The following is a 24,241-nucleotide window of genomic DNA, read 5'->3' on the forward strand; positions in this document are numbered from 1 at the left end:
GATTCTACCCGCCTGCCAAAGGGCCGTCATAACGGCACCGGTATTACCTGCATACGGATTGGGCGGCCGCCACGATGCTGCCCGAGGCATCCTGCACCCAGCCAACCAGATGCAGCCTGTCGGCCTGTGCGCCATCGGGGATACGCATGGAGCGGGTTTCCATCCATGCCCACGGCTTGCCCTTGCTGCGTGCGGGCCGCTGGGCCAGGGGCCAGGTGCCCTCGAACTGACTGCGTACGATGTAACGGGGCACAACGGTGCCGTCAGTACCTGCGGGTATGGCCTCTACCAGCAACAGGTAAAAGGCGAGGGGCGTGGCAGCCGTAGTGCGCTGTGGCGCCGCGGGGGAGGGGGTGAAGGCGATGCCGGTGCCCACATAGTCATTGAACGCCACCCCATGGGCCACACGCAACCGGCCACGCGCTGCTAAATCGACCGGGGTGACGTACACATCGGTGGAGATGGGGGGCTTGCGCCCCAGGGCTTGCAGGCGGGGCAGCGCGTCGGTCGAGGCCGCAGCCGACAGGGGGGCGTCGTCGCCCGCCTTGCCCGGCACGATCCAGTCCAGCACCACGGCACCTGCCTTGGTTGACGGTGCCGGGGTGGCCGCATCGCCCCAGCAGGACTCGCAGTCGGCGCTGATGAAGCGCTCGAACACGGCCACAGGCCTGGGGGTGCCGTCGCTGCTGCAACTGGCCTGGGCCATCGCCTGGGGGGCGTGCGCCAGGGCCAGCCACAGGCTGGCCAGGGTGAAGGCAATGTTTTTCATGGTGCGAGGCGGCGTGGGGCAGGGTGCTTTCTACAATGGCTGGATGTTCCCACAAGACCCGTTTTCGGGTGCGCCAGATGCCCTGGTGCCCCCACACTCCGGTGCGCCCTCGGCCGCATCCCCCCTTCTGGCCCACCTGAACGATGAACAACTGGCTGCGGTGACCTTGCCCGCAGGCCATGCGCTCATCCTGGCGGGGGCGGGGTCGGGCAAGACCCGGGTGCTGACCACCCGGATTGCCTGGCTGCTGCAAAACGGCTACGCCACGCCCGGCGGCATTCTGGCCGTCACATTCACCAACAAGGCTGCCAAGGAGATGGTGGCCCGCCTGTCGGCCATGCTGCCGGTCAACGTGCGTGGCATGTGGATTGGCACCTTCCACGGCCTGTGCAACCGGCTGCTGCGCGCGCACCACAAGGCAGCGGGGCTGCCGCAGTCGTTCCAGATCCTGGATACGCAAGACCAGCTCTCGGCCATCAAGCGCCTGTGCAAGCAGCACAACGTGGACGAGGAGCGCTTTCCTCCCAAGCAGCTGTCGTACTTCATCGCCAGCTGCAAGGAAGAAGGCATGCGTCCCGGCGACGTGCCCACGCACGACAGCGACGCCCGCAAGAAGGTCGAGGTCTACCAGCTATACGAAGAGCAATGCCAGCGCGAAGGCGTGGTGGACTTCGGCGAGCTGATGCTGCGGTCTTACGAGCTGCTGCGTGACAACGACCCGATCCGCGAGCACTACCAGCGCCGGTTCCAGCACATCCTGGTGGACGAGTTTCAGGACACCAACAAGCTGCAATACGCCTGGCTTAAGCAACTGGCGGGCAACGACGTGGGCGGACGCTACGAAGCGCGCGGTAGCGTGATCGCCGTGGGCGACGACGACCAGAGCATCTATGCCTTCCGTGGCGCGCGCGTGGGCAACATGACCGACTTTGTGCGCGAATTCGATGTGCAGCGCCAGATCAAGCTGGAGCAGAACTACCGCAGCTACAGCAACATCCTCGAATCGGCCAACCACCTCATCAGCCACAACAGCCGCCGCCTGGGCAAGAACCTGCGCACCACGCAGGGCGCTGGCGAGCCCGTGCGTGTGTACGAGGCCAGCTCTGACTTGGCCGAGGCGCAGTGGATGGTGGATGAGATCAAGCAGCTGGTGCGCAACGACGGCTTTGAGCGCAAGGAAATCGCCGTGCTCTACCGCAGCAACGCGCAAAGCCGGGTGATCGAATCGGCGCTGTTCAATGCCAGCGTGCCCTACCGCGTATACGGCGGCCTGCGCTTTTTTGAGCGTGCCGAAATCAAGCACGCGCTGGCCTACCTGCGCCTCTTGGAGAACCCGCACGACGACACCAGCTTCACGCGCGTCGTCAACTTTCCGCCGCGCGGCATTGGCGCGCGCAGCATCGAGGTGCTGCAGGACGCTGCCCGCGCCGCCGGCTGCTCGCTGCACGATGCGGTGAGCGCCGTGCCTGGTAAGGCAGGCGCCAACCTGGGCGCGTTTGTGGCCATGGTCGATGTGCTGCGCGAGCAGACCCAAGGGCTGAACCTGCGCGGCATCATCGAGCAGATGCTCGAATCCACGGGGCTGGTGGAGCACTTCCGCACCGAGAAGGAAGGCGCCGACCGCATCGAGAACCTGGAAGAACTGGTCAACGCCGCCGAGAGCTTTGTCACGCAAGAGGGCTTTGGCCGCGATGCGGTGGCGCTGCCGCTGGATGAGCACGGCACGCCGCTGACCCAAAGCACGGTCAGCCAAGGGCTGGACCCGAACGCGCCGGTGCTCGACGAGCCTTTGAAACCCGCTGTGCCCGGCATCGTAGACGCCGACACCGGCGAAACCCTCTCGCCCCTGGCCGCCTTCCTGACCCACGCCGCGCTGGAGGCGGGCGACAACCAGGCCCAGGCTGGGCAAGACGCGGTGCAGCTCATGACCGTACACGCCAGCAAGGGGCTGGAGTTTGACTGCGTGTTCATCGGCGGCATGGAAGAGGGCCTGTTCCCCCACGAGAACTCCGCCAGCGACCGTGACGGCCTGGAGGAAGAGCGCCGCCTGATGTACGTGGCCATCACCCGCGCCCGCAAGCGGCTGTACCTCAGCCACTCGCAGACGCGCATGCTGCACGGTCAGACGCGCTACAACATCAAGAGCCGGTTTTTTGACGAGCTGCCCGAAGCGGCCCTCAAGTGGATCACGCCCAAGCAGCAGGGCTTTGGCTCGTATACGCCCAGTTTTGCTACCAATTCAGGAGCTGGTAGTGCATATGGATCTAGCGCTAGAGGCCAATTTGGCTTCAAATCCGAGACATTTGCCAGCCCCCCGGTGCCTGTGCAGAAGGCGGCGCCCTCGCACGGCCTGCGCGCGGGCATTGCCGTGTTCCACACCAAGTTTGGCGAGGGCAAGGTGCTGGCCATTGAAGGCACCGGCGACGACGCACGTGCACAGGTCAACTTTCCGCGCCACGGCACCAAGTGGCTGGCGCTGTCGGTGGCCAAGCTGACGGTGGTCGAATAGCGCGTTTTGAGCCAAATCGCCTGCTGGCGCTAATACCTTATGCCCTGGTAGCTATTGTTTGTATAGCAAGCCGGGGCCGCCAATGACAACGGGGCCCTGAGGCCCCGTTGGTTTTTGAAGCGGGCCGCACCGGGTGCAGCCCTGTTGCCCTTCGCTCAGGCTGGTTTCAGGCTGAGTTCAGGCCTGGTTCAGGCTGGGCTGCTTGGCCGCTGCCGTCAGGTAGCCCACGGCCGCGCCGTTCTTGTTCTTGTAGTTGGCCTTGATCATCGGGTCCAGCGTGTCCTTGACCACGCTGTGGATGGCGCCCCAGTCACCGGCGTGCTGGAAGTTGCTCATGATGTACGTCCAGCCGTTGATCTCGTCCACGGCGTGCAGGCCGGTGGACTCGCCGCCCGAGGGGATCGACATCACGCGCGACAGCTGCTTGGTGTCCACGTTGTAGGCCCACAGGAAGTTGTTGACGTGCTGGCTGCTGTCTTCGCCGATGAACAGGGTGCGCATCTTTTCGGAGAACTTGAGGTTGTCCGGGTTGGCGATGTTGTTGGGGTTGGCGGTGTTGCCCAGGGCGTCGGCGGTGATGTCTTCACCGGCCAGCAGCACCTTGGTGTCCACGGGCATCCATTCGCTGTTGATGGTGCCGCCAGCGGTGTCCTTCTGGCCACCCTTGAGGTTCAGCGCCATCACGGCGCCGGCCACCAGTTGCTTGGGCACCGAGATGCCGTTGCCCGGCACGTTGGCGGCGTTGCCTGCCACCATGGACGACTGGATGTTCTGCAGCGCAGAGTAGGCAATCTTGTCCTTGGCGTTGACCGTGGTGCCTTCCATCTTGGTGAAGCCCAGGCTGGCGCCGAGGTAGGCGGCGTAGCGGTGGGTTTCCAGGAAGGCAGCGGCCTTTTCCATGCCAGGGTTCAGCTTGATCCACTCGGTCTTGCCGTTGGCCACGATCTTGGTGTAGCTGGCATCGGCCGGGTCGGTGGTCTTCACGGTCATGATGTCCGTGGGCTTGAGCGTGTTGGCCAGGTTCTCGATCTCGGCGCTGGTGGCCGAGCCCATCTTGATCCAGGTGAGGGGCGCTGCTGTGCCGACCTTGGGGTCGATGGAGAAGCCGCTGCCCACCTTGGCAACGTACAGCGTGCCGGACGACAGGTCTTTTTCCTTGTCGGCCACGAACACGAAGTAGCCGCTGTTGGTGGCGTCGTCGCCCATCAGCGCCGTGCGGTTGTCAGGCATCACCTGCACCAGCTCGTGCGAGATGCGGCCCATGCAGAAGTGCTTCTTGATGCTGGCGGTGCCATCGGGGTTCACCGTCACTTCGGGCATGTGGCCGTAGTGGTAGGGATTGGCCTTGGTTTCGTCGCCATACAAGTTCTTGCTGTAGGCCTTGAACATGGCGTTGCTGGCGATGCTGAACGCATCGGGTTCGTATTCTTCGCTCGACAGGTGGGTGCCCCAGGGCGACAGGCTCGCGCCGCAGGTGATCCAGAGGCCGTGCACCTTGGAGGTGTCCACGTTGTGGTACTTCACCAGGCTCAGCCTGCCGGTGGTCTGGTCCTGGTCCAGCGTCAGCACGGCGATGGGCGAGGGCAGCTTGCCGTACATGTCGGTCTTGCCGTCTTGTGCCCAGGTGGTGTATTCAAACTGCACCACGGCAAACACGGCCTTGCCCTTGAGGCCGGTCACGGTGGGGTTGGCCACGGTCAGCAGCGAGGTGCCGTCGGGCGAGTCCGAGAAATACTGGCGTTCCTTGCCAGCCACCGTGGCGTCGATGATGGGCTTGTTGTTGATGTCGTAGTAGCCACCCGACAGGATGGTGCCGCCCTTGCCGTCGGACACCATGTCGCCCGTCACGAAGAACGGCTGGTAAGCCAGCTGGTACGAGCGCACCGAGTCGTCGCTGAGCTTGATGTTGAGCGTGGAGCCCACGGTGGTGGTGGCCATGGCAGCGGCATTTGCCAGGGTGGGGGCTGCCATCGACGTGAAGTTGGCCGACACAAAGCTGGGCGCGGCGGAGTCGCTGCCACCACAGGCGGTCAGCAGGGCGGCCGAGGCGCTGGCGCTGAGCGGCAGCATGGGAACGCCGGCCAGCAGTTGCAGGGCCTTGCGGCGGGTGGGCATCGTCGGTTGGGTCATTTTCGGGGTGTTTCCAAGTGGGTATGCGAACGGGCATGCCACGCCCTGATCCGACCGGGAGCCTTGTTGGAAAAGGCGTAGTAGGCGGGTGGCATGGAGTCCAGCCCGCGATCCTAGGAACGCCCCGTGACAGTGGTTTGACGTTTGTGTGACGGTTTGACGCGGTGCCTTGCGCAGCGCGTGACGCCCGCCCAAGGCGCGCCGCGCAGGCATGGCTGCGCGTGCGCTGCGGGACAGGCCCTAGTCCCGTGAACCGGGCGGGCCGTAGGAGTTGCCGGTTCCGTAGTTGTTGGCCGGTGCAGCCGCGCCCCCGCTGCCATCCTTGACGCCCTTGCGGCCCGACACCTGCCACGCGGTGCGCTGGTTGACCAGGCCGGCCAAGAACTCCATCTCTTCGTCCGTGTGGTTGATGGCACCGGCCGGAGTCAGCAGCCGGCCATTGCGGGGCGCGGGCTCGGCCCAGAACGACTGGTGGTAGCTGGACTGGCTCACCAGGCGTTCGCCGCCCGCCGTCAGCTCTACCGTGCCATAACAGTTGCAGAGGTAGCCGCGCTGGTCCTGGTCGGCAAATACCTCGGCATACACCCCTGTGCCGCGGATGCCCGCCGTGGCGGTGGGCAGCGCAATCTGCCGGTCGGGGCCGCGCCCCCACACCGTGGCCACAGCACCGCTGAGCAGGCGCAGCAGCTTGACGGCTGTGGGGGTGTCGCTCTCCATCGCCATGCGTGAGTTCTGCCGCACCATGAAGGCGCTGTCGCCCACCGAGAACACCAGGCTGGCGCCCGGCCCGGTTTCGATGCGGTCGTTGGCGGTGATGGTGTGCTGCGCCGTCAGGGGCTCGCCATTGCGCAGTACATCGCCGCGCACCTCCACGATGTTGCTGCGCGCCTGGGCATGGGCGGCCACCCAGCCACCGCCTGCCACCCACAGCGTGGCAGCCTGCACCACGCTGCGCCGTTGGAACCAGACCAGCTCGTCGTCAGAGCGGCCCTGCAGGTGGTGCGCCAGGGGGGCTGGGGGGTGGGTTGTCATGGGGCGCCTCTTCTTGCTGGGGGGTGTAGGGGGGCTCGAAGCAGTCGCGGAAGGTGAAGACCACCGAGGTGAAGAACATGGCCGCCATCATCATGGCAGCGCCTACCATGATGCCACCGGCCATCGATCCCGCAAGCCCCGCCACGGCCAGCAGGGCCGACACGATGCTGACCACCAGCCCGCCCAGCAAAAACACCCCCAGCCAGCCCAGCCCGTAGACCAGGAACGCGCCAAAGTTGCGCACGCAGGCCACGATGGAGAAGAACAGCGCCTTGACCGGCGGCACGCCATGCCAGTGCACGAGGCCCGGTGCATGCCAGAACAGCAGCGACAGGGGCAGGTACAGCAGCATAGACAGCCACATGGCGCGCTGGAAGTCCGGGTTCTCGGCAATCTCTCGGGTCATGGGCGCGCCACCCAGGTAAACCTGCGCAAACTGGCCGCCGTCCAGCAGGGCCGACAGGCCCATGATGCCGAGAAAAGCCACCGCATACAGCACACCCAGTGTGAGCATGTCGCGCAGCCGCTCGCGCCCGGTGCGAAAGGCCACCAGCAGCACCGTGGGCATCGGAAACCGCCCTTGTGATGCCTGCGCCGCCGCCACCATCATGGCCAGCGTGGCCGACGGTAGCAGTGCGAGGGCAATGGCCGGCCCCACCAGCGGAATCATCGTGGCCAGCGACATGGCCGCCATGGTCATGAAGAACAGCGCAGCCAGCGCCATGGGCTGCCGCCAGAACGCCCGAACGCCGAGCTTGACCCAGGCCATGCCGGTGCGTGCGGGAACGATGTGGAGTTTCATGAATACGTTGGAAAGGAGGAGAGGCCCGCACTGGCAAGTGTGCCCTGGCGCCAACAGGGGGCGCCGAGCAGCATCGGATGTCGGGTGGGCGAATAAGGCCGAATTTACCCCACCGCCCCAAACCGGTGGCTGGGCCAGGGGTTAGAGGCTGCTCGACTGTGGTGGGATCAGCCCGCGTGCACGGGCAGTGCCAGGCGCCCGCGCAGCACGCGCTCGAAGTGTGTGGGGTCGTGGGGCTTGAGCATGGAGGCCTCGCGCGGCAGGTAGAAGTCCCACAGGCGTGAAATCCAGAACCGCAGCGCCCCGGCGCGCAGCATGGCGGGCAGCAGCTCGCGTTCGGCGGCCGTCAGCGGGCGCACGGCCTGGTACGCGTCGAGCATGCGCGTGGCGCGCTCGGCGTCATGCGTGCCGGTGGGCAGGTCGATGCACCAGTCGTTCAGGCACACGGCCAGGTCAAACAGCCAGGTGTCCACCCCTGCAAAGTAGAAGTCGAAGAAGCCTGTCAGCTCTTCACCCTCGAACATCACGTTGTCGCGGAACAGATCGGCATGCACGGGCCCGCGCGGCAGGGCGGCATAGGCGGAGCTGGCGGCCACATGGTTCTGGTAGGCCAGCTCGGACCGCAGCAATGCGGCCTGTGCGTCGTCAATGTGGGGCAGCACGACCGGCACCGTCTCGTTCCACCAGGGCAGCCCGCGCAGGTTGGGCTGGTGGCGGTCAAAGTCGCGGCCCGCCAGGTGCATGCGGGCCAGCATGGTGCCCACGGCGGCGCAGTGCACGCCCTGAGGGGCCAGCTGGCTCTTGCCGCGCAGTTTGTTGACCACGGCGGCGGGTTTGCCACACACGGTGTGCAGGATGTCGCCGTTCTTGTCGGCACGCGGGTCGGGCACGGGCACGCCGCCGTGCGCCAGGTGCTTCATCAGGTACAGGTAGAAAGGCAACTGCTCGGCCGTGAGGCGCTCGAACAGTGTCAGCACGAACTCGCCCTGGTCGCTGGTCAGAAAGTAGTTGGTGTTCTCGATGCCGCCCTCAATGCCGCGCAGCTCCACCAGCTCGCCCAGTTGCAAACGGCGCAGCAACTCGCGCGCCTCGGGATTGGAGACTTCGGTAAAAACGGCCATCGCTCAGGGGGTCGAAGAAAAGAGAAGGGGAAGGGGCGGGACAACGGGCGGGGCTCAACCGGTGGCAACGCAGTGCGTGCGCGCCACCCTGCCACCCATCAGAACTTGAACACGTTCCAGACGCGGGGCGCCGTGGTGGTTTCAGCGCCATTGTTGCCACCGGCGCGGCTGCGCGCGCCATCAGGCGACTGCACTTCGTAGGCGGGCAGGTTGCCGGTCTTGGGCTGCACCGAGATGTTCTGGGTTTGCCCGCCGACCCGCAGCTCGTCCACACGGCTGCCTGCGTCTTCGATCTGGATGCGCTCCGTGCGCTGGTTGGTGCGACCAGACAGGGGCTCGGGATCGGGCAGCGCATCGCGCTGGTTACCAGCGCCTGCGGTGGTGGCAGCAGGGGATGGGGACGGGGTTTGGGCCAGGGCATTGCCGCAGGCCATGCCCAGCAGCAGGAGAAGGTGAACAGCGCGCATCGGGCGATTGTAGAGCGCCGCCCGGCGGGCGCTGCCCGTGCACAATTGCCGGATGAGCAACAAAAAGACCCTGGTGCTGGTGGACGGCTCCAGCTACCTCTACCGCGCCTTCCACGCCATGCCCGACCTGCGGGCCGTGCCGGGCGACCCTACAAGCCCTGCCACCGGTGCCATCCGCGGCATGATCAACATGATGCAGGCCCTGCGCAAAGAGGTGGTGGCCGACTACGCCGTCTGCGTGTTCGACGCCTCGGGCCCCACCTTCCGCGATGCCCTGTACACCGAATACAAGGCCACGCGCTCACCCATGCCCGACGACCTGCGCAGCCAGATCGAGCCCATCCACGAGGTGGTGGACCTGCTGGGCTGGAAGGTGGTGGCCGTGCCCGGCGTGGAGGCCGACGACGTGATCGCCACCTTGGCCCACGTGGCGGCCGCACAGGGCATTGAGGTCATCGTGTCCAGCGGCGACAAGGATTTGAGCCAGCTGGTCAACGAGCACATCACCATCATCGACACCATGAGCGGCAAGCGCCGCGATGTGGCGGGCGTGACGGCAGAGTTTGGCGTGCCACCCACGCTGATGGTGGACTACCAAGCGCTGGTGGGCGACACCGTGGACAACGTGCCCGGCGTTGCCAAGGTGGGCCCCAAGACGGCCGCCAAGTGGCTGGAAGAATATGGCTCGCTCGGCAACCTGATCGCTAACGCCGACGCCATCAAGGGCGTGGCAGGCAACAACCTGCGCGAGGCGATCGCCAGTGGTCAGCTGGCATTGAGCCGCCAGCTGGTCACCATGAAGACCGATTGCGCGCTGGCCGACTACATCCCCGGGTTGCCCGCGTTTGATGACATCACGCTGGACACGCCGGACAACGCCGGCCTGCTGCCGTTTTACGAAAAGTATGGTTTCAAGGGCTTGGCCAGTGCGATCAAGGGTGCTGCAGCCCCGGCCACAGCAGCCCCCACCGTCGCCATGCCCGGCCAAAGCGGCGATCTGTTTGCCGACCACTCGGCCAGCACCGTGGCCGAAGAAGCCCAGCACCGCACCGTGGTGTACGACACCATCCTGAATTGGGCGGACTTTGACCAGTGGCTGGAGCGCCTGCACAAAGCCACACTCGCGGCCATCGACACCGAAACAGACTCCCTCGACGAAATGCGCGCGCAAATCGTCGGCATCAGCTTCAGCGTGCAGCCCGGCGAAGCCGCCTACATCCCGCTGCGCCACGAAGGGCCCGATGCGCCCGCGCAACTGCCGTTGGATGAAGTGCTCGTCCGCCTCAAGCCCTGGCTGGAAGACCCCAAGCACCCCAAGCTGGGCCAGCACATCAAATACGACCGCCATGTGTTCGCCAACCACGGCATCGAGGTGCAGGGCTACGCGCACGACACCATGCTGCAAAGCTACGTGCTCGAAGTGCACAAGCCCCACAACCTCACCAGCCTGGCCGAACGCCACACCGGCCGCAAAGGCATTACCTACGAAGACCTGTGCGGCAAAGGCGCGCACCAGATCCCGTTTGCGCAGGTGCCTGTGGACAAAGCCGCCGCCTACTCGTGCGAAGACTCCGACCAGACCCTGGACGTGCACAACGCCCTGTGGCCCCTGCTGCAGGCGGACGACAAACTGCGCTTCATCTACGAGCTGGAAATCGCCAGCAGCGAAGCCCTGTACCGCATTGAACGCAACGGCGTGCTGATCGACGCGCCCACGCTGGCCGCACAAAGCCACGAGTTGGGCCAGCGCATCCTGCAGCTCGAAACCGAGGCGTACGAGATTGCAGGCCAGCCCTTCAACCTGAGCAGCCCCAAGCAACTGGGCGAAATCTTCTTCGACAAGCTGGGCATGCCGGTTGTGAAGAAGACCGCCACCGGCGCCCGCAGCACCGACGAAGAAGTGCTGGAAAAGCTGGCCGAGGACTACCCCCTGCCCGCCAAGCTGCTGGAGCACCGGGGCCTCGTCAAGCTCAAGGGCACCTACACCGACAAGCTGGCCCAGCTGGCGCTGCCACGCACAGGCCGCGTGCACACGCACTACGCGCAGGCCGTGGCCGTCACAGGCCGCTTGTCCAGCAATGACCCCAACCTGCAGAACATCCCCATCCGCACCCCCGAAGGTCGCCGCGTGCGCGAGGCCTTCGTGGCCCCCGCAGGCCGCGTGATTGCGAGTGCCGACTACTCGCAGATCGAGCTGCGCATCATGGCCCACTTGAGTGGCGACCACTCGCTGCTGCACGCCTTCCACGCCGGACTGGACGTGCACCGCGCCACCGCTGCCGAAGTGTTTGGCGTGGAGGTCGATCAGGTCACCAGCGAGCAACGCCGCTACGCCAAGGTCATCAACTTCGGCCTCATCTACGGCATGAGCAGCTTTGGCCTGGCCAAGAACTTAGGCATTGAGACCAAGGCCGCTGCCGCCTACATCGACAAATACTTCCAGCGTTACCCCGGCGTAAAGCAGTACATGGACGACACCAAGGCCGCCGCCAAGTCCATGGGCTATGTCGAGACCGTGTTTGGCCGTCGCCTGTACCTGCCCGAAATCAACTCCCCCAACGGCCCCCGTCGCGCAGGCGCCGAACGCGCTGCCATCAACGCCCCCATGCAGGGCACGGCGGCCGATCTGATCAAGCTGGCGATGGTGGCGGTTCAGAAGGAGCTGGACGCGCACAAGCCGGGCATCCAAATGATCATGCAGGTGCACGACGAACTGGTGTTCGAGCTGCCCGAGGGCGAGGTGGACTGGCTCAAGACCCACATCCCGCGCTTGATGGCGGACGTGGCGGCGCTGAAGGTGCCATTGCTGGCGGAGGTGGGGGTGGGGGCTAATTGGGATAAGGCGCATTGAGGATCGGCGTTCAGGATTGAGTAAACCGTCTTGCACGACTTCTATTCGTTACCCCACGCTTTAAAGCCGTGGACTTGCTGTGGAGGTGTGGATTGGATTCAGTTCAGTTGAAGGCCCTAGCCGTTGAGATCGCTGGTGCTTTAGGGCTACCTCCTTGGTGGGCTTATCTGCTTATGTTGAGTCTCGTTGGAGGAGCGGCTTTTCTGGGTTCCTACCTGAGCGAGAAAGGTAAAGGTCTGGCGACAAAAGAAGATGTTGAGAAGCTCACTAATAAAGTAGAGGGCATTAAGCGACAGCACCTAGAGATCCTTGAGGATTTAAAGGCTGGGCATCAACTCCGAATGGTTGCTGCTGAAAGACGTTTGCAGGCGCATCAGGACGCATTTGCTTTGATGCGTGAGCAATTCAATGCGATGCACACAAAAGAAGCTGGGGTAGTCGCAGGAAGGTGTCTTCAATGGTGGGAGCGCAACTGCGTGTATCTTGGGCCGAAGAGCGCTCAGGCTTTCTATGACGCCCTCTGGGCTGCGGCACGGCATGAAAGTTTCTTGTCCTCTAGTGCCCCTGCCGAAGCGGTCTCGGAAAACTGGAAAAAGATCACATCAGCGCCTGACGTCATACTGGCTGAAGTTGCTCTTCCTCCGTTGAACATGTCTTCAGAAGAGCGCGAAAAGGTGACTGAGCATGGTCGCCATGACGTACGTAACAGCTAAACAGGCAGCCTGCACAAATGAATCACTGTGCGTGTTCTCAGAGTCAATTCTGAAGGAAGTTTTTGTGGGGATTCGTGTATGCCCAGCCGTAAATTGTCGCCATCGCTAAACTGGCTTGGCAATCGCTAGCGACCTCGCTTGCTCTCATTCATCAGCCTGGAAACCGCATGTCCGACACCCTCTACACCCCCCCCGCCATCTGGCAATGGAACAAGGAAAACGGCGGTCAGTTCGCCAGCATCAACCGGCCCATTGCCGGTGCTACGCATGACAAGGATCTGCCCGTAGGCCGCCACCCGCTGCAGCTGTATTCGCTGGGCACGCCCAATGGCGTGAAAGTCACTGTCATGCTGGAAGAGCTGCTGGCGCTGGGCCACGGCGGGGCGGAGTACGACGCGTGGCTGATCCGCATCAACGAGGGTGAGCAGTTTGGCAGCGGCTTCGTGTCTGTGAACCCCAACTCCAAGATCCCCGCGCTGCTGGACCGCACCGACCCGGCCAACCCGGTGCGGGTGTTCGAGTCCGGCGCCATCCTGATGTACCTGGCCGAGAAGTTCGGTAGCGCCTTCTTGCCCAAAGACGGCGCTGCGCGCGCCGAGTGCCTGTCGTGGCTGTTCTGGCAGATGGGCAGCGCGCCGTTTGTGGGTGGCGGGTTTGGGCATTTTTATGCCTATGCGCCGGTCAAGATCGAGTACGCGATTGACCGCTATGCGATGGAGGCCAAGCGCCAGCTGGATGTGCTGAACCAGCGCCTGGCCGTGACCGAATACGTGGCGGGCGATGAGTACACGGTGGCCGACATTGCGATCTGGCCCTGGTACGGCTTGTTGGTGAAAGGGCAGGCCTACAACGCGGGCGAGTTTTTGCAGGTGCACGAATACACGCATGTGGTGCGCTGGGCCGAGCAGATCGCCAAGCGCCCGGCGGTGCAGCGGGGCCGCAAGGTCAACCGCGTCAACGGCGACCTGGCCAGCCAGTTGCGCGAGCGGCATGACGCCAGCGACTTTGACACCAAGACGCAAGACAAGATTGAGGCTGCAGCAGCAGCTTCTTCACCCACACGCTGAGTGTTTTTGCAAGGCGTCACCATGATCACTTTGTACGACTGCTCCACCGCGCCCAGCCCGCGCCGCGCGCGCATCCTGCTGGCAGAAAAGGGTGTGGCCCACGACACCGTGCAGGTGGACCTGCGCAATGGCGAGCAACTGGGCGATGCCTACCGCCAGATCAACCCGCAGTGCACGGTGCCCGCGCTGCGCACCGAAGAGGGTCTGCTGCTGACCGACAACGCGGCGATCACGGCGTATCTCGAAGCGCGCTACCCGCAGCCTGCACTGCTGGGCGAAACGCCTGCAGAAAAGGCCGAGATTGCGAGCTGGAACTGGCGCATGGAGTTCGAGGGCCTGCAGGCCATTGCCGAAGCGCTGCGCAACAGCGCTCCCGCCATGGTCAACCGGGCATTGCCCGGCGCGGTGGACTACCCGCAAATCCCGGCCCTGGCCGAGCGGGGGCTGGTGCGCGTGGGGCAATTCTTTCAGTTGCTCAACGAGCGCTTGGTGGACCGCGACTTCATTGCCACCGACCGCTTCAGCGTGGCCGACATCACGGCGGTGGTGGCGGTGGACTTTGCGCGTGTGGTCAAGCACAAGCCGGGCGAGCAGCACCCGCACTTGCTGCGCTGGCGCGCTGCCATGGAGGCGCGGCCGTCGATGTCGTTGTAGCGGCATGCAAGCGCTGCAATGGGTGGATGCAAGGATTGCGCATCGGGCCTGTTCCTTGCATTGTTAGGTGATGCGCCTTCGCCACATAGAAGTCTTCAACGCCGTCATGCTCACCGGCAGCGTGAGCGCGGCAGCCCGTCTCATCAACGTCACGCAGCCTGCGGTCAGCCGCATCCTGGCGCATGCCGAACTGCAGCTGGGCTTTCCGCTGTTCCTCCGGCTCAAGGGCAAGCTGGTGCCCACCACCGAGGCACAGACCCTGTACCCGCACATCGAGCGCCTGTTCACCCAGCTCGATGATGTGCAGCGCCTGGCCAACAGCCTCAAGAGCGACCGGCGTGAGGGTGAGTTGCATATCCTGAGCGTGCTGGCGCTGAGCTACGAGGTGCTGCCGCGTGCGTTGCGTTTTTTCAGGAAAAAGCACCCGGATGTGCAGGTGACCATCGACGCGCTGCATTCGCCCCAGATCGTCTCGGCCCTGGTGCTGCAGGAGGCGGATGTGGGCTTTGTGTTCAGCGCCATCGCCCACCCCGCGCTCACGCAGGAGCATCTGGCCGATGGGCGCATGGTGTGTGTAGCGCCCAAGGGCATGCTGGGTGCTGCGCTGGTGGCGGCCGGTGTGGTGCATCTGGCCGACCTGGCAGACACGCCGGTGGTGCGGCTGGATGTGCGCGACCCCATCGGCACGGTGGTCAACCACGCGTGCCGCGAGGCGGGCGTGGGCCTGCAGACGGCGTTCACGGTGCAGACCTACCATGCGGCGCTGGCGCTGGCGCACCATGGTCACGCCGTGGCGCTGGTGGACGCCTGCACGGCGGCATCGGCCGACCGCAGCAAGGTGGATGTGCTGGCGCTGGCGCCGCACATTGCCGTGCCCATCAAGTCGCTACGTACTGTCAACCGCCCCAGCTCACTGCTGGCCAGTGCCATGACGCAATGCATGCGCCAGGCGGTGGCAGAGACGCTGGAAGCGGTGGGCCTGCAGCCCGAGGTGGAGTGAACGCGCCACCTGCCGAGGCGGGTGGTGCCTTGTGCGGCTGCAGAGCGTGGGAGTGCGGGAGAGTCAGGCGGGCGCCAGCAGCTCGGCCACCTGCGCCGCCGTGCCGAACGCTAGCGTGAACCCCAAAGAGCCATGGCCTGTGTTGAGCAGCAAGTTGTCCGGTGCCCCCACCCAACGGCCTACGATCGGCAGTCCGGTGGGCGTGGCGGGGCGCATGCCGGTCCAGGCATGCAGCTCTCCGCCTTGATGGCAGGTTGGGAAAACGGCGCGGGTGGCATCGCGCAGGCTCTGGATGCGCGCGGCAGGTATGCGTGCATCGTGCCCCACCAGTTCGGCCATGCCCGCCACCCGCAGGCGCTGGCCGATGCGCGCAAACACCACCTTGCGTGCAGCATCGGTCACATTGATGCGAGGCGCTGCCGATGGTGTGGGGTTGGTATCCAGCGTGATGCTGTAGCCCTTGAGGGGGTATACCGGCAAGCGCAACCCCAGCGTCTGCGCCGCCGGGTGGCTGCGGCTGCCCAGGGCCAGCACAAGCTGTTGCGCCTCGATGGCTCCTGCACTGGTCTGCACCGCAGCAATGCGGGATCCCTCGCGCACAAAGCCTTGGACCGTGGCGCCCAGCATGAAGCGCACCCCCCGTGCGGCCAGCACGGCCTGCAAGCCTTGGCAGACCTGGAGGCAGTCGGCAGCGCATTCACTGGGGGTGTAGATGGCTCCGGCAATGCGCGGCTGGTAGTGCAGCAGCGCGGGCTCAAGCTCCACGCAACGCTGGGCCGAAACCGCCTGCTGTTCGCTGCCCCACTGGCGCTGCAGGTCCATCTGGCGTTGGGCAGCGGCCAGGCCGGCTGCGGTGTCGTACAGCACCAGCTTGCCGGTGCTGGAGAAATTGCAGTCCAGAGACTCTGCCTGCAGCATGGTTTCCAGATGATGGCGGCTCAGGGCGGCCAGGGCCAGCAGTTGTGCGGTGCTGCGTTCGGAAGTCTGCCGGTTGCAGGCGCGCAGAAACTCGAGCCCCCAGCGCCACTGTTGGGTATCCCACTGCAGGCGCAGCTTGAGTGGGGAGGTGGGCGAGAGCAGCAACCGTGGCAGCTGCCGCCAGATGCTGGCGTCCGCCAGCGGTTGTACATAGCTGTAGCTCAGTTGCGCGCCATTACCACCGCTGGCGCCCGTGCCGGGCTGCGCCTGGTCGATGACCGTGACCTGCAGGCCGCGCTGTCGAAGTTCATACGCCGTGGCCAGGCCGACGATGCCTGCGCCCAATACACATACCTGCATCGGAGAGAGTGAAACGGTTGGAGGAGATGACAACGAATGTAGGCGGCGGCGCACCTGCTGAACAATGCCAAAGCAGTGCCTTGCCATGTCAGGAAGTTATGCACTGGCCAACACCCGGTGTTTTCAGGATGGGCCGGCGGAAGAGGGGGGGCGCCGCGATACAAGGGCCGCAAAGCAGGCAGGACGATCCACGATGGTGCGCGGAGGTGCACCGAAACAGAGCCATAACTTTTCATCATGGTGGACCCGTGCAAATGAATTGTTCAAGACGGCCGCAAATTTTTACAGTGCCCCTGCATCTTGCTTTCTCGTCTGTCCGACTGTCTGTTCACCTGATTTTTTGCAAAGGGATTCCCATGAAGCTCTCCGCTGTCACCGCTGCTGTCCTCGTGGTCGCCGGTGTGCTGGCCAGTACCGTGGCCAGTGCCGACACCCTCAAGAAGATTGCCGACTCCGGCAAGATCACGCTGGCCTACCGCGAGTCGTCGGTGCCCTTCAGCTATCTGGCGGGCCCGGGCAACCCGGTGGGCATGTCGGTGGACATCTCCAACGCCGTGGTCGATGCGGTGAAGAAGCGGTTGAACAACCCTGCCATCAAGGTGGAGCTGCAGGCCGTGACTTCGCAAAACCGCATTCCGCTGTTGACCAACGGCACCGTGGACCTCGAGTGCGGATCGACCACCAACAACACGGCGCGCGGCAAGGACGTGCAATTTGCCATCAACTATTTCTACACCGGCACCCGGCTGCTGACCAAGAAGGCCTCGGGCGTCAAGAACTACGCCGACCTCGCCAAGAAAAAAGTGGCCAGCACCTCAGGCACCACCAACGCGCAGGTGATCCGCAAGTACAACCGCGACAACAACCTGGACATGGACATCGTGCTGGGCAAAGACCACGAGGACTCGCTGCTGCTGGTGGACACCGGCCGTGCAGAGGCCTTCGCCATGGACGACATCCTGCTGTTTGGATTGATGGGCAACACGCGCAACCCGGCCGACTGGGTGGTGGTGGGCGACTCGCTGCAGGTCGAACCCTATGCCTGCATGCTGCGCAAGGACGACCCGCAGTTCCAGACGCTGGTCAACGGCGTGATCGGCGGGATGATGAAGTCGGGCGAGTTCGACAAGCTCTACACCAAGTGGTTCATGTCGCCAGTGCCCCCGCGCGGCCAGAACCTCAACCTGCCCATGAGCAAGGAGCTGCGCGACAACCTGGTGGCCCAGAGCGACAAGCCTGCGCTGTGATGGGTGTGAGCATGTTGCCGTCCACCCCGCACCCTCCGGCCCCGCAGGTGGTGGGCATTCTGGGGGGCATGGGGCCTGCTGCGGGTGCCGACTTTGTGCGCCTGTTTGTGCAGGCCTGCACTGACCGCATGGCGGCGCTGGGCATCCCTGTGCACGACCAGGCTTACCCTGAGCATTGGCTGGCGCAGGTGCCCATTCCCGACCGCACGGCGGCCTTGCACGACACCCGCCCCGGGGCCCACCAGCCTGCAGACCCGATGCTGCAGGCCACGGGCCGCCTGGCGGCCCTGGGCGCGCGCGTGGTGGCCATTGCGTGCAACACGGCGCATGCCTGGCATGGCCTGCTGCAGCAGCGCTTTCCGCAGTTGATGGTGCTGCATGGTGTGCAAGAGGTCGCTGCAGACCTGGCGCTGCACAAGGTGCATGGCGTGGGCCTGCTGGCCACGCAGGGTGCCTACGAGGCGGGCTTGTACCAGCGCGAGCTGGAGCACCGCGACATCGACTGCTTTGTGCCCGAACCCCGTGAGCGCGACCAGCTGATGCAGGGCATCTACGACGGCGTGAAGGCCGGCAACTACGCGCTGGCCCGCCAGCGGTTCGAGTCCGTGTCGCTGGTGCTGCAGCAACGCTATGGGGTCTCCACGCTCATCATGGGCTGCACAGAAATTCCACTCGCACTGTCAGAGCACCCCCGGCTGGAGGGGCTGACGCTAGTCAACCCGTCCATGGTGCTGGCGGCTGCCTTGGCGCGGCATGCGTACGGAAACACGGGCATGGAAGCCCCGCCCCCCACTGGGTCTTCAGCTTCGCGGGCTGCGGTATAGCGCTGTAGAGCCCTGGTGCCGCTGCGCCCCGGTACGCCAGCCAGCGCACAGGCCATTGCCCAGGTGGCATCACGAAAACTTCGAAGAGGCAAGCCATGACATGTGAAGCGAATCCCGCGAGGTTTGGGATGGTGCGTGCGCTGGCTGCTGCCTGCGCTGCGTGTGCGACGGCGGGGGTCATCGCGCAGAACACGGGGACCGCTGCGGGCCTATCGACCTCTGCGAAGACGGAAGTGCCAAGCACCGCCTTGGCGCGCACAGCGGAGCCTCCGGGCCAGACGCTGCAGCGCATCCAGGCCACGGGAAGAGTGGTCATCGGCCACCGCGAATCTTCTCTGCCGATGTCCTATGTGGCCAATGGGGTGCCCGTGGGCTACAGCGTGGACGTGTGCCTGCAGATCGCACAGGCCATCGGTCGCCATCTGCAGCGGCGCGATCTGCGGGTGGACTACCGTCAGGTCACGTCGGGCAACCGCTTTGAGGCCATCGAGCGCGGCGATGTGGACCTGGAATGCGGCTCCACCACCAACACGGCTGCGCGCAGGCAGCGGGTGGCTTTCACCATTGCGCACTTCATTGCGTCATCACGCATCGTGGTGCAAAGCCAGCGCCCCTTCGAGCGTATCGAAGACCTGGACGGCAAGACCGTGGCTTCGACGGTGGGCACCACCAACATCGATTCGCTGGCGCGCGAGGCTGCCAACAAATCAGTGCGCCTGCGCATCGAGCCCGCCCGTGACCATGCCGAGGGCTTTGGCTGGGTGGTGGATGGCAGGGTGGACGGCTTTGCGATGGACGATGTGCTGCTCTATGGCCTGCGTGCCAGCCATGCCCGCCCGCAAGACCTGAAGGTGATTGGCAAGCCCATGACCATCGAGCCCTATGCGGTGGCGTTCGCGCGCAACGACCCTGCGCTCAAGGCCGTGGTCGATGCGGAGCTGCGGCGGCTCATCCAGACGCGGGAGCTGCACCGCCTGTACGACAAGTGGTTCACCCAGCCCATTCCTCCCCATGGCATCAATCTGGGCATGCGCATGTCGCATCTGCTGGTGGATTCGCTGCGGTATCCGTCGGACTTCGTGCCCCAGTGACGAGGGCACAGACGGTGCGCGTCAGCGCCAGGCGGTCGCCACCAGCTGGCTGTAATGCACCGCCTTGCGGCCCAGCAGCTGCTCGAACACGGCGGGGTTGCCCACGTTGTCGCTGCCCAGCATGGTCAGGGTTTCGGTGCACCAGGGCACGCTGGGCACTGAGTCGCCGAGGCGGGCGCTCAGCTGGGTGAGCGGGTCGGGCAGGCGCAGCACATGGGCTTTGCCATGGCCCAGTTGCTGGCGCAGGCAGGCAATGAAGTCGCCCATGGTCAGGGCCTCCGGCCCAGCGCACTCGACGATGCCCTGGGTGGAGATGGCGGGCCCCAGCAGTGCAACGATGGCGGCGGCCAGATCGTGCACCGACACGGGCTGCACCCGCGCCGTGAGCATGGGGCCGGGGAACAGCGCCACTGGCAGGCGCGCCAGGTTCATGAACAGCGCACTGCTGTCGCCGCCTTTGCCAAACACCACACTGGGGCGCAGGATGGCGGGGTGCAATGCACCTTGTTTGGCCAACGCCAGCAGGTGCGTGTCTGCAGCGCGCTTGGTGGTGGCATAGCGGGTGGCACTGCCCTCAATGCCCAGGGCCGAAACATGCACCACGCGCCGCACACCCGCCTGGGCGCAGGCATCAAACAGCGCGACAGGCGTGTGCTGGTGCACTGCGTCGATGGGGCGCGCACGGCTGTCGCGCAGCACCCCCACGGCGTTGACCACGGCATCGATACCCGCTAGGCGCGGCAGCCAGGCCTGGGCCGAGGTGTCGCGCGCAAAGTCCATGGGCACCTGCAAGGCGCCGGGTGACCGGTGCCGGGGTGATACGCCGCCGTGCACCTGGTGTCCTGCACGGGTGAGTGCGGAAGCCACGGTGCGGCCCACAAAACCCGTGGAGCCGGTGAGCAAAATGTTCATCAGCGTTGTCCTGCAAAGAAGGTGAAGCGTGCAAAAACCGGAAGGCCCGGCGCGGACCTGCTCAGGCCGTCGCCACTCCCGCGGGCAACACCGTCACTGCGCAGGTGTGAAGACCTCGAAGCGGTTGCGGCCGCCGTACTTGGCGCGGTACAGAGCCGCATCGGCCGCATGCACGAGTGTGTCAGAACTGGCGCCGGGGCGTGGCACCAGGCTGGCAATGCCCATGCTGAGCGTGATGTAGGGCGCCGTGGGGGAGCGGGGGTGGGCCAGGGCCGCCTCGCGCAGGCTGGCCATGCAGCGCTCTGCCACCGTCACTGCCTCGGGCAGGGGCACATCGGGCAGCAGCAGCACAAACTCCTCGCCGCCGTAGCGTGCGGCCACCTCGTCGGCCCTGCGGATGGTGCCCTGCAGCAGTTGCGCCACGCGGCGCAGGCATTCGTCACCGGCCAGATGGCCGTAGTGGTCGTTGTAGAGCTTGAAGTGGTCGATATCGATCAGGATCACGGCCAGCGGCAGCTGGTGCCGCCCGCAGCGCATCCATTCGGTGGCCAGCCGCTCGTCAAAGCGCCTGCGGTTGCCAATGCCCGTCACACCGTCGGTGGTGGACAGAAGGGCCAGCTTGGCGTTGGCGGCGGCCAGTTCCTGCTCCTTGCGCACCAGTTGGGTCACGTCTGTGCGCACACCGGCGATGCCACCCTGGGGGGTGCGCCGCTCGTCGGCCTGCAGCCAGCGGCCCTCGGGCAGGCGCTGCAGCACGGCATGGTTGGCCGCGCGGTGGTCGGCCATGCGCTGGGCGAGCCAGGCCTCTTCGTTGCCAATGGCGTCGGGGTACTGGCCGCGCTCGGCGCCGTAGCGCGCGATCTGTTCAAACGTGCTGCCGGGCACGATCATGGGGGCCGAGATCGGGTACAGGCGCCGGTACTGGGCGTTGCACACCACCAGCTTGTCTTCTGCATCGAACAGGGCAAAACCTTCTGGCAGGGACTCAACGGCGTCCTGCAGCAGCTGGCGGGCCTGCTGCGCCGCCTGCTGCGCGGCCTCCAGGGCCTGGCGCTGCTCGATGAGGTTGGTGATGTCCAGCCGCACGGCCACGACGTAGTTCTCGGGGGTGCGGGTTTCGTAGATGTTGATCCAGCGGCCATCGCTCAGACGCTGCACCAGGGTGGATGTGCTGCTGCCGTGCTCTGACAGGCGCTCTGCGATCCATGCCTCCTCGCGCCCCTTGGCCGAAGGGATCAGGCCGCGCGAGACCGAATAGCGCAGGATGTCCACAAAACCCTTGCCCAGGTGGTCCGCATAGTTGATGTACGGATACATGCGGGACAGCTGCTGGTTGTAGAGCACCAGCCGGTCCTGCTCGTCGAAGATCTCGATGCCCACGGGCAGGGCCTCCACCGCGCGCTCCAGCAGCTGGCGCATGCGCTGGCTTTCCTGTCGGGCGGTCTCGACCTTCTGGCGCTGTTCGATCAGGTCGCTGATGTCCAGGCGCACGCACACCGTCATGCCGGACGGGGTGCGGCATTCGTGCATGTGCATCCACGTGCCGTTGGGGTAGTGGCGCACTTCGGGGCCGGGCCGATGGCCCCGGATGGCCAGCTCATGCGCAAGCCAGAGCTCTTCCTGGTCCTTGGCCTCCTCGGGGATGCCGTAGCGCAGGCCCTCGCGCAGCAGTTCCTCATACGTCTTGCCCAGGGACTCAGCCACGGGCAGGTGCGGACGCAGGCGCGCCATCTGGTCATTGCACAGCACCAGCCGGTCTTGCTCGTCATAGATGTCCAGCCCGGCGGGCATCGCATTGACGGCCTCGCGCAGGCTGCGTTCGGCACGTTCGGCGTCGTGCAGGGCCTGCTTGAGTGCGCGTTCCTTGTGCACTGCGTCCGTGATGTCGGCGCGCAGCACCACCATGCCGCCCCCCTCTTGCAGTCGCTCGGTGATGAGCATCCAGCGGTCGCCCTCGACCTCCTGCACCTCGGGCTGGCCGGGCGAGCGATGGCGGGCCATGCGGTCGGCCAGCCAGGCATTGGTGTCCTGCCGCGCAGCCACGATGTGGCCGGATTCGGCAGCGCGGCGCAGCACGTCTTCAAAGCGGGTGCCGTAATCGACGGCCATGGTGGTGCCGGGGCTGACTTCCCGGTAGCGGGGATTGCACAGCACCAAGCGGTCGTCAGCGTCGTAGATGGCCAACCCGTCGGGCAGGATGTCCAGCGTGGCGCACAGCTGGTTGGTGGCCCGCTGCGCAGCATCCTGCGCGGCCCTGGCGGTGGCATGCATCGCCAGTAACCGGAGGCTCAGCCACCAGCACAGCACCGCACTGGCCACCAGCGCCAGCCCGGCACCCGCACTGGCCAGTCGCATGGCCGGGTCCATGCTTTGGCGGGCCAGCGCCCAGGTCAGCAACCCCAAGCCCCCCGCGCCGCAAATCCCGACCACCAGTCGGACCAGCAGCTGTCCGCGCAGGGGGAGTGGTGTGGGATGAGGGGGCATGCGCTCGGGCCGGTGCGGGTGGTCTGCGGGAGGTGGGCGGGTGGATGAAGAAAGAAAAAGGCAAATGTGGGCGGGCGAGCAGGCGTTTGCGCGGTGGCGGGTTGGTGACGCATGCCCACGGCGACGGTGCTCGCGGAAAGTCTAGCAGTGCTCCCCGTTTTTCGGTATCCGAAAATGCGGAGGCGGTGCAAACCCCATAGACTCCGGGGCTGGCAGTTTCCACCCCGTGGCCCATCCCCCCTTTTTTTGGAGAAAACCGATGTTCAATGACGACCTCCATGCCGACGCCCAGGCGCTGTTGCCGGGCCGCACCACCGAAGCGGGCGCCACGCGCCGCACTGCGCTGCAGGCAGCGCTGGGCCTGGGTTATGCGGCGGCGGCCACCCCCATCATGGCGCAGACGGCCATTGCCACGCCGGCAGACGGCCTGACGGTGGGGGAAGTGAGCTTCACGGTCAATGGCTTCAAGGTGCCGGCCTACCGCGCAGCACCGGCTGGCAAGACCGGCCTGCCCGTGGTGCTGGTGATCCAAGAAATTTTTGGCGTGCACGAATACATCGCCGACACCTGCCGCCGCTTTGCCAAGGCGGGTTACCTGGCCATTGCCCCACAGCTGTACGCGCGCCAGGGCGATGCCACCACCTATACCGACATTGCCAAGCTGATGGCTGAAGTGGTGTCCAAGGTGCCCGACGCCCAGGTGATGGCCGACCTGGACGGCGCTGTGGCATGGGCCGCAGCCAACGGGGGCGATGGCGCCCGGGTGGGGATCACCGGCTTTTGCTGGGGTGGCCGCATCACCTGGCTGTATGCCGCACACGGCCCCGTCAAGGCCGGCGTGGCATGGTACGGGCGGCTGGTGGGGCAAGCGAGCGAGCTCACCCCCAAGCACCCTGTGGACCTGGCGCCCATCCTCAAGGCGCCGGTGCTGGGCCTGTATGGCGAAAAAGACACCGGTATCCCCCTTGACACGGTTGATAAGATGAAAGCGGCCTTGTCCAGTGGCTCGCCACAGGCCAAGGCGTCGGAATTTGTGGTGTACCCCGATGCACCGCATGCCTTCCATGCCGACTACCGCGCCAGCTACCGCAAGGAAGCGGCCGAAGACGGCTGGAAGCGTGCGCTGGCCTGGTTCAAGACGCACGGTGTGGTTTGATGCACAAACCCCCGGCCCACCAGGCCACCCGCAGCCGCCCCACACCCGGGGCGGCTTTTTTCATCTTGCATCGGGCGTGCAGAGTTTGAACAAAATGAGCGCAAGAACCTGTTCAAGCTCTTTTCAGGGATCGC

19 protein-coding genes are annotated in these 24,241 nt (G+C 65.4%); 10 read left to right on the plus strand and 9 right to left on the minus strand.

Features of this window, described 5'->3' with window-relative positions; genetic code table 11:
* Nucleotides 1-43 precede the first annotated feature (43 nt).
* Entirely contained in the window at nucleotides 44-769 is a 726-nt protein-coding gene (locus tag ACTJKQ_RS04985; RefSeq protein ID WP_440596204.1) for a hypothetical protein, read from the minus strand.
* Between the two features lie 43 nt (nucleotides 770-812).
* Here ACTJKQ_RS04985 and ACTJKQ_RS04990 point away from each other — a divergent pair, with 43 nt between their 5' ends.
* Nucleotides 813-3,278 (plus strand): UvrD-helicase domain-containing protein, encoded by a 2,466-nt coding sequence (locus ACTJKQ_RS04990; protein ID WP_440596205.1) that lies wholly within the window; start codon nucleotides 813-815, stop codon nucleotides 3,276-3,278.
* 177 nt (nucleotides 3,279-3,455) lie between these two features.
* Here the strand turns inward: ACTJKQ_RS04990 and ACTJKQ_RS04995 are convergent, their stop codons facing one another.
* The 5 genes from ACTJKQ_RS04995 to ACTJKQ_RS05015 form a co-directional block, all read right to left on the minus strand.
* On the minus strand, nucleotides 3,456-5,408 hold the full coding sequence (locus ACTJKQ_RS04995) for a PhoX family protein (protein WP_440596206.1): 1,953 nt from the start codon (nucleotides 5,406-5,408) through the stop codon (nucleotides 3,456-3,458).
* A gap of 240 nt (nucleotides 5,409-5,648) precedes the next feature.
* Complete coding sequence (locus tag ACTJKQ_RS05000; RefSeq protein WP_192418560.1) at nucleotides 5,649-6,440, minus strand: FecR domain-containing protein; 792 nt, start codon at nucleotides 6,438-6,440, stop codon at nucleotides 5,649-5,651.
* Entirely contained in the window at nucleotides 6,388-7,242 is an 855-nt protein-coding gene (locus ACTJKQ_RS05005; protein WP_121943488.1) for a BPSS1780 family membrane protein, read from the minus strand. The genes ACTJKQ_RS05000 and ACTJKQ_RS05005 overlap by 53 nt, the downstream gene beginning before the upstream one ends.
* Nucleotides 7,243-7,409: 167 nt before the next feature.
* Nucleotides 7,410-8,363 (minus strand): homoserine kinase, encoded by a 954-nt coding sequence (locus ACTJKQ_RS05010; protein WP_260666724.1) that lies wholly within the window; start codon nucleotides 8,361-8,363, stop codon nucleotides 7,410-7,412.
* Nucleotides 8,364-8,461: 98 nt separating this feature from the next.
* Nucleotides 8,462-8,830 carry a hypothetical protein gene (locus tag ACTJKQ_RS05015; RefSeq protein WP_056747503.1) on the minus strand — a complete coding sequence of 123 codons (369 nt, stop codon included), beginning with the start codon at nucleotides 8,828-8,830 and terminating at the stop codon, nucleotides 8,462-8,464.
* Nucleotides 8,831-8,882: 52 nt separating this feature from the next.
* Here ACTJKQ_RS05015 and polA point away from each other — a divergent pair, with 52 nt between their 5' ends.
* The 5 genes from polA (at nucleotide 8,883) to ACTJKQ_RS05040 (ending at nucleotide 15,115) form a co-directional block, all read left to right on the plus strand.
* The gene (gene polA, locus ACTJKQ_RS05020; RefSeq protein WP_440596207.1) at nucleotides 8,883-11,681 is read left to right on the plus strand and encodes a DNA polymerase I; all 2,799 of its coding nucleotides are present in this window, start codon (nucleotides 8,883-8,885) and stop codon (nucleotides 11,679-11,681) included.
* Nucleotides 11,682-11,773: 92 nt separating this feature from the next.
* Complete coding sequence (locus tag ACTJKQ_RS05025) at nucleotides 11,774-12,394, plus strand: hypothetical protein (protein WP_440596208.1); 621 nt, start codon at nucleotides 11,774-11,776, stop codon at nucleotides 12,392-12,394.
* A gap of 167 nt (nucleotides 12,395-12,561) precedes the next feature.
* Nucleotides 12,562-13,461, plus strand: coding sequence for a glutathione-dependent disulfide-bond oxidoreductase (yghU, locus tag ACTJKQ_RS05030; protein ID WP_440596209.1), 900 nt, complete (start codon nucleotides 12,562-12,564; stop codon nucleotides 13,459-13,461).
* Between the two features lie 21 nt (nucleotides 13,462-13,482).
* Nucleotides 13,483-14,115 (plus strand): glutathione S-transferase family protein, encoded by a 633-nt coding sequence (locus tag ACTJKQ_RS05035; RefSeq protein WP_440596210.1) that lies wholly within the window; start codon nucleotides 13,483-13,485, stop codon nucleotides 14,113-14,115.
* A gap of 70 nt (nucleotides 14,116-14,185) precedes the next feature.
* The gene (locus ACTJKQ_RS05040) at nucleotides 14,186-15,115 is read left to right on the plus strand and encodes a LysR family transcriptional regulator (RefSeq protein ID WP_440596211.1); all 930 of its coding nucleotides are present in this window, start codon (nucleotides 14,186-14,188) and stop codon (nucleotides 15,113-15,115) included.
* 63 nt (nucleotides 15,116-15,178) lie between these two features.
* On the opposite strand, the gene ACTJKQ_RS05045 is transcribed toward ACTJKQ_RS05040, so the two are convergent.
* Nucleotides 15,179-16,393 carry a D-amino acid dehydrogenase gene (locus tag ACTJKQ_RS05045; RefSeq protein WP_440596212.1) on the minus strand — a complete coding sequence of 405 codons (1,215 nt, stop codon included), beginning with the start codon at nucleotides 16,391-16,393 and terminating at the stop codon, nucleotides 15,179-15,181.
* Nucleotides 16,394-16,749: 356 nt separating this feature from the next.
* Here ACTJKQ_RS05045 and ACTJKQ_RS05050 point away from each other — a divergent pair, with 356 nt between their 5' ends.
* The 3 genes from ACTJKQ_RS05050 to ACTJKQ_RS05060 all read left to right on the plus strand — a co-directional run bounded on the left by ACTJKQ_RS05050 (nucleotide 16,750) and on the right by ACTJKQ_RS05060 (nucleotide 19,555).
* Nucleotides 16,750-17,640, plus strand: coding sequence for an amino acid ABC transporter substrate-binding protein (locus ACTJKQ_RS05050; protein ID WP_056061154.1), 891 nt, complete (start codon nucleotides 16,750-16,752; stop codon nucleotides 17,638-17,640).
* 11 nt (nucleotides 17,641-17,651) lie between these two features.
* A complete protein-coding gene (locus ACTJKQ_RS05055; RefSeq protein ID WP_108498741.1) occupies nucleotides 17,652-18,464 on the plus strand; it encodes an aspartate/glutamate racemase family protein in 813 nt (270 codons plus the stop codon).
* A 95-nt stretch (nucleotides 18,465-18,559) separates the two neighbouring features.
* Nucleotides 18,560-19,555: an amino acid ABC transporter substrate-binding protein gene (locus tag ACTJKQ_RS05060; protein ID WP_440596213.1), complete on the plus strand. Its 996-nt coding sequence runs from the start codon at nucleotides 18,560-18,562 to the stop codon at nucleotides 19,553-19,555.
* A gap of 21 nt (nucleotides 19,556-19,576) precedes the next feature.
* On the opposite strand, the gene ACTJKQ_RS05065 is transcribed toward ACTJKQ_RS05060, so the two are convergent.
* Complete coding sequence (locus tag ACTJKQ_RS05065; RefSeq protein ID WP_440596214.1) at nucleotides 19,577-20,467, minus strand: NAD-dependent epimerase/dehydratase family protein; 891 nt, start codon at nucleotides 20,465-20,467, stop codon at nucleotides 19,577-19,579.
* 93 nt (nucleotides 20,468-20,560) lie between these two features.
* Entirely contained in the window at nucleotides 20,561-22,951 is a 2,391-nt protein-coding gene (locus ACTJKQ_RS05070; RefSeq protein ID WP_440596215.1) for a PAS-domain containing protein, read from the minus strand.
* Nucleotides 22,952-23,210: 259 nt separating this feature from the next.
* Here ACTJKQ_RS05070 and ACTJKQ_RS05075 point away from each other — a divergent pair, with 259 nt between their 5' ends.
* Complete coding sequence (locus tag ACTJKQ_RS05075; protein ID WP_440596216.1) at nucleotides 23,211-24,107, plus strand: dienelactone hydrolase family protein; 897 nt, start codon at nucleotides 23,211-23,213, stop codon at nucleotides 24,105-24,107.
* Nucleotides 24,108-24,241: the final 134 nt, after the last annotated feature.

This window comes from Acidovorax sp. 22279, from assembly GCF_052045435.1.
Taxonomy (GTDB): Bacteria; Pseudomonadota; Gammaproteobacteria; order Burkholderiales; family Burkholderiaceae_C; genus Acidovorax; species Acidovorax delafieldii.

Bases quoted from the DNA above. Each gene is read 5' to 3' on its own strand.
- ACTJKQ_RS04995 (WP_440596206.1), bottom strand. From the start codon at position 5,408: ATGACCCAACCGACGATGCCCACCCGCCGCAAGGCCCTGCAACTGCTG.
- ACTJKQ_RS05050 (WP_056061154.1), top strand. From the start codon at position 16,750: ATGAAGCTCTCCGCTGTCACCGCTGCTGTCCTCGTGGTCGCCGGTGTG.
- ACTJKQ_RS04990 (WP_440596205.1), top strand. From the start codon at position 813: ATGTTCCCACAAGACCCGTTTTCGGGTGCGCCAGATGCCCTGGTGCCC.
- ACTJKQ_RS05065 (WP_440596214.1), bottom strand. From the start codon at position 20,467: ATGAACATTTTGCTCACCGGCTCCACGGGTTTTGTGGGCCGCACCGTG.
- ACTJKQ_RS05075 (WP_440596216.1), top strand. From the start codon at position 23,211: ATGTTCAATGACGACCTCCATGCCGACGCCCAGGCGCTGTTGCCGGGC.
- ACTJKQ_RS05000 (WP_192418560.1), bottom strand. From the start codon at position 6,440: ATGACAACCCACCCCCCAGCCCCCCTGGCGCACCACCTGCAGGGCCGC.
- ACTJKQ_RS05010 (WP_260666724.1), bottom strand. From the start codon at position 8,363: ATGGCCGTTTTTACCGAAGTCTCCAATCCCGAGGCGCGCGAGTTGCTG.
- ACTJKQ_RS05005 (WP_121943488.1), bottom strand. From the start codon at position 7,242: ATGAAACTCCACATCGTTCCCGCACGCACCGGCATGGCCTGGGTCAAG.
- ACTJKQ_RS05035 (WP_440596210.1), top strand. From the start codon at position 13,483: ATGATCACTTTGTACGACTGCTCCACCGCGCCCAGCCCGCGCCGCGCG.
- ACTJKQ_RS04985 (WP_440596204.1), bottom strand. From the start codon at position 769: ATGAAAAACATTGCCTTCACCCTGGCCAGCCTGTGGCTGGCCCTGGCG.
- ACTJKQ_RS05040 (WP_440596211.1), top strand. From the start codon at position 14,186: ATGCGCCTTCGCCACATAGAAGTCTTCAACGCCGTCATGCTCACCGGC.
- yghU (WP_440596209.1), top strand. From the start codon at position 12,562: ATGTCCGACACCCTCTACACCCCCCCCGCCATCTGGCAATGGAACAAG.
- ACTJKQ_RS05060 (WP_440596213.1), top strand. From the start codon at position 18,560: ATGACATGTGAAGCGAATCCCGCGAGGTTTGGGATGGTGCGTGCGCTG.
- ACTJKQ_RS05070 (WP_440596215.1), bottom strand. From the start codon at position 22,951: ATGCCCCCTCATCCCACACCACTCCCCCTGCGCGGACAGCTGCTGGTC.
- polA (WP_440596207.1), top strand. From the start codon at position 8,883: ATGAGCAACAAAAAGACCCTGGTGCTGGTGGACGGCTCCAGCTACCTC.
- ACTJKQ_RS05055 (WP_108498741.1), top strand. From the start codon at position 17,652: ATGTTGCCGTCCACCCCGCACCCTCCGGCCCCGCAGGTGGTGGGCATT.
- ACTJKQ_RS05015 (WP_056747503.1), bottom strand. From the start codon at position 8,830: ATGCGCGCTGTTCACCTTCTCCTGCTGCTGGGCATGGCCTGCGGCAAT.
- ACTJKQ_RS05045 (WP_440596212.1), bottom strand. From the start codon at position 16,393: ATGCAGGTATGTGTATTGGGCGCAGGCATCGTCGGCCTGGCCACGGCG.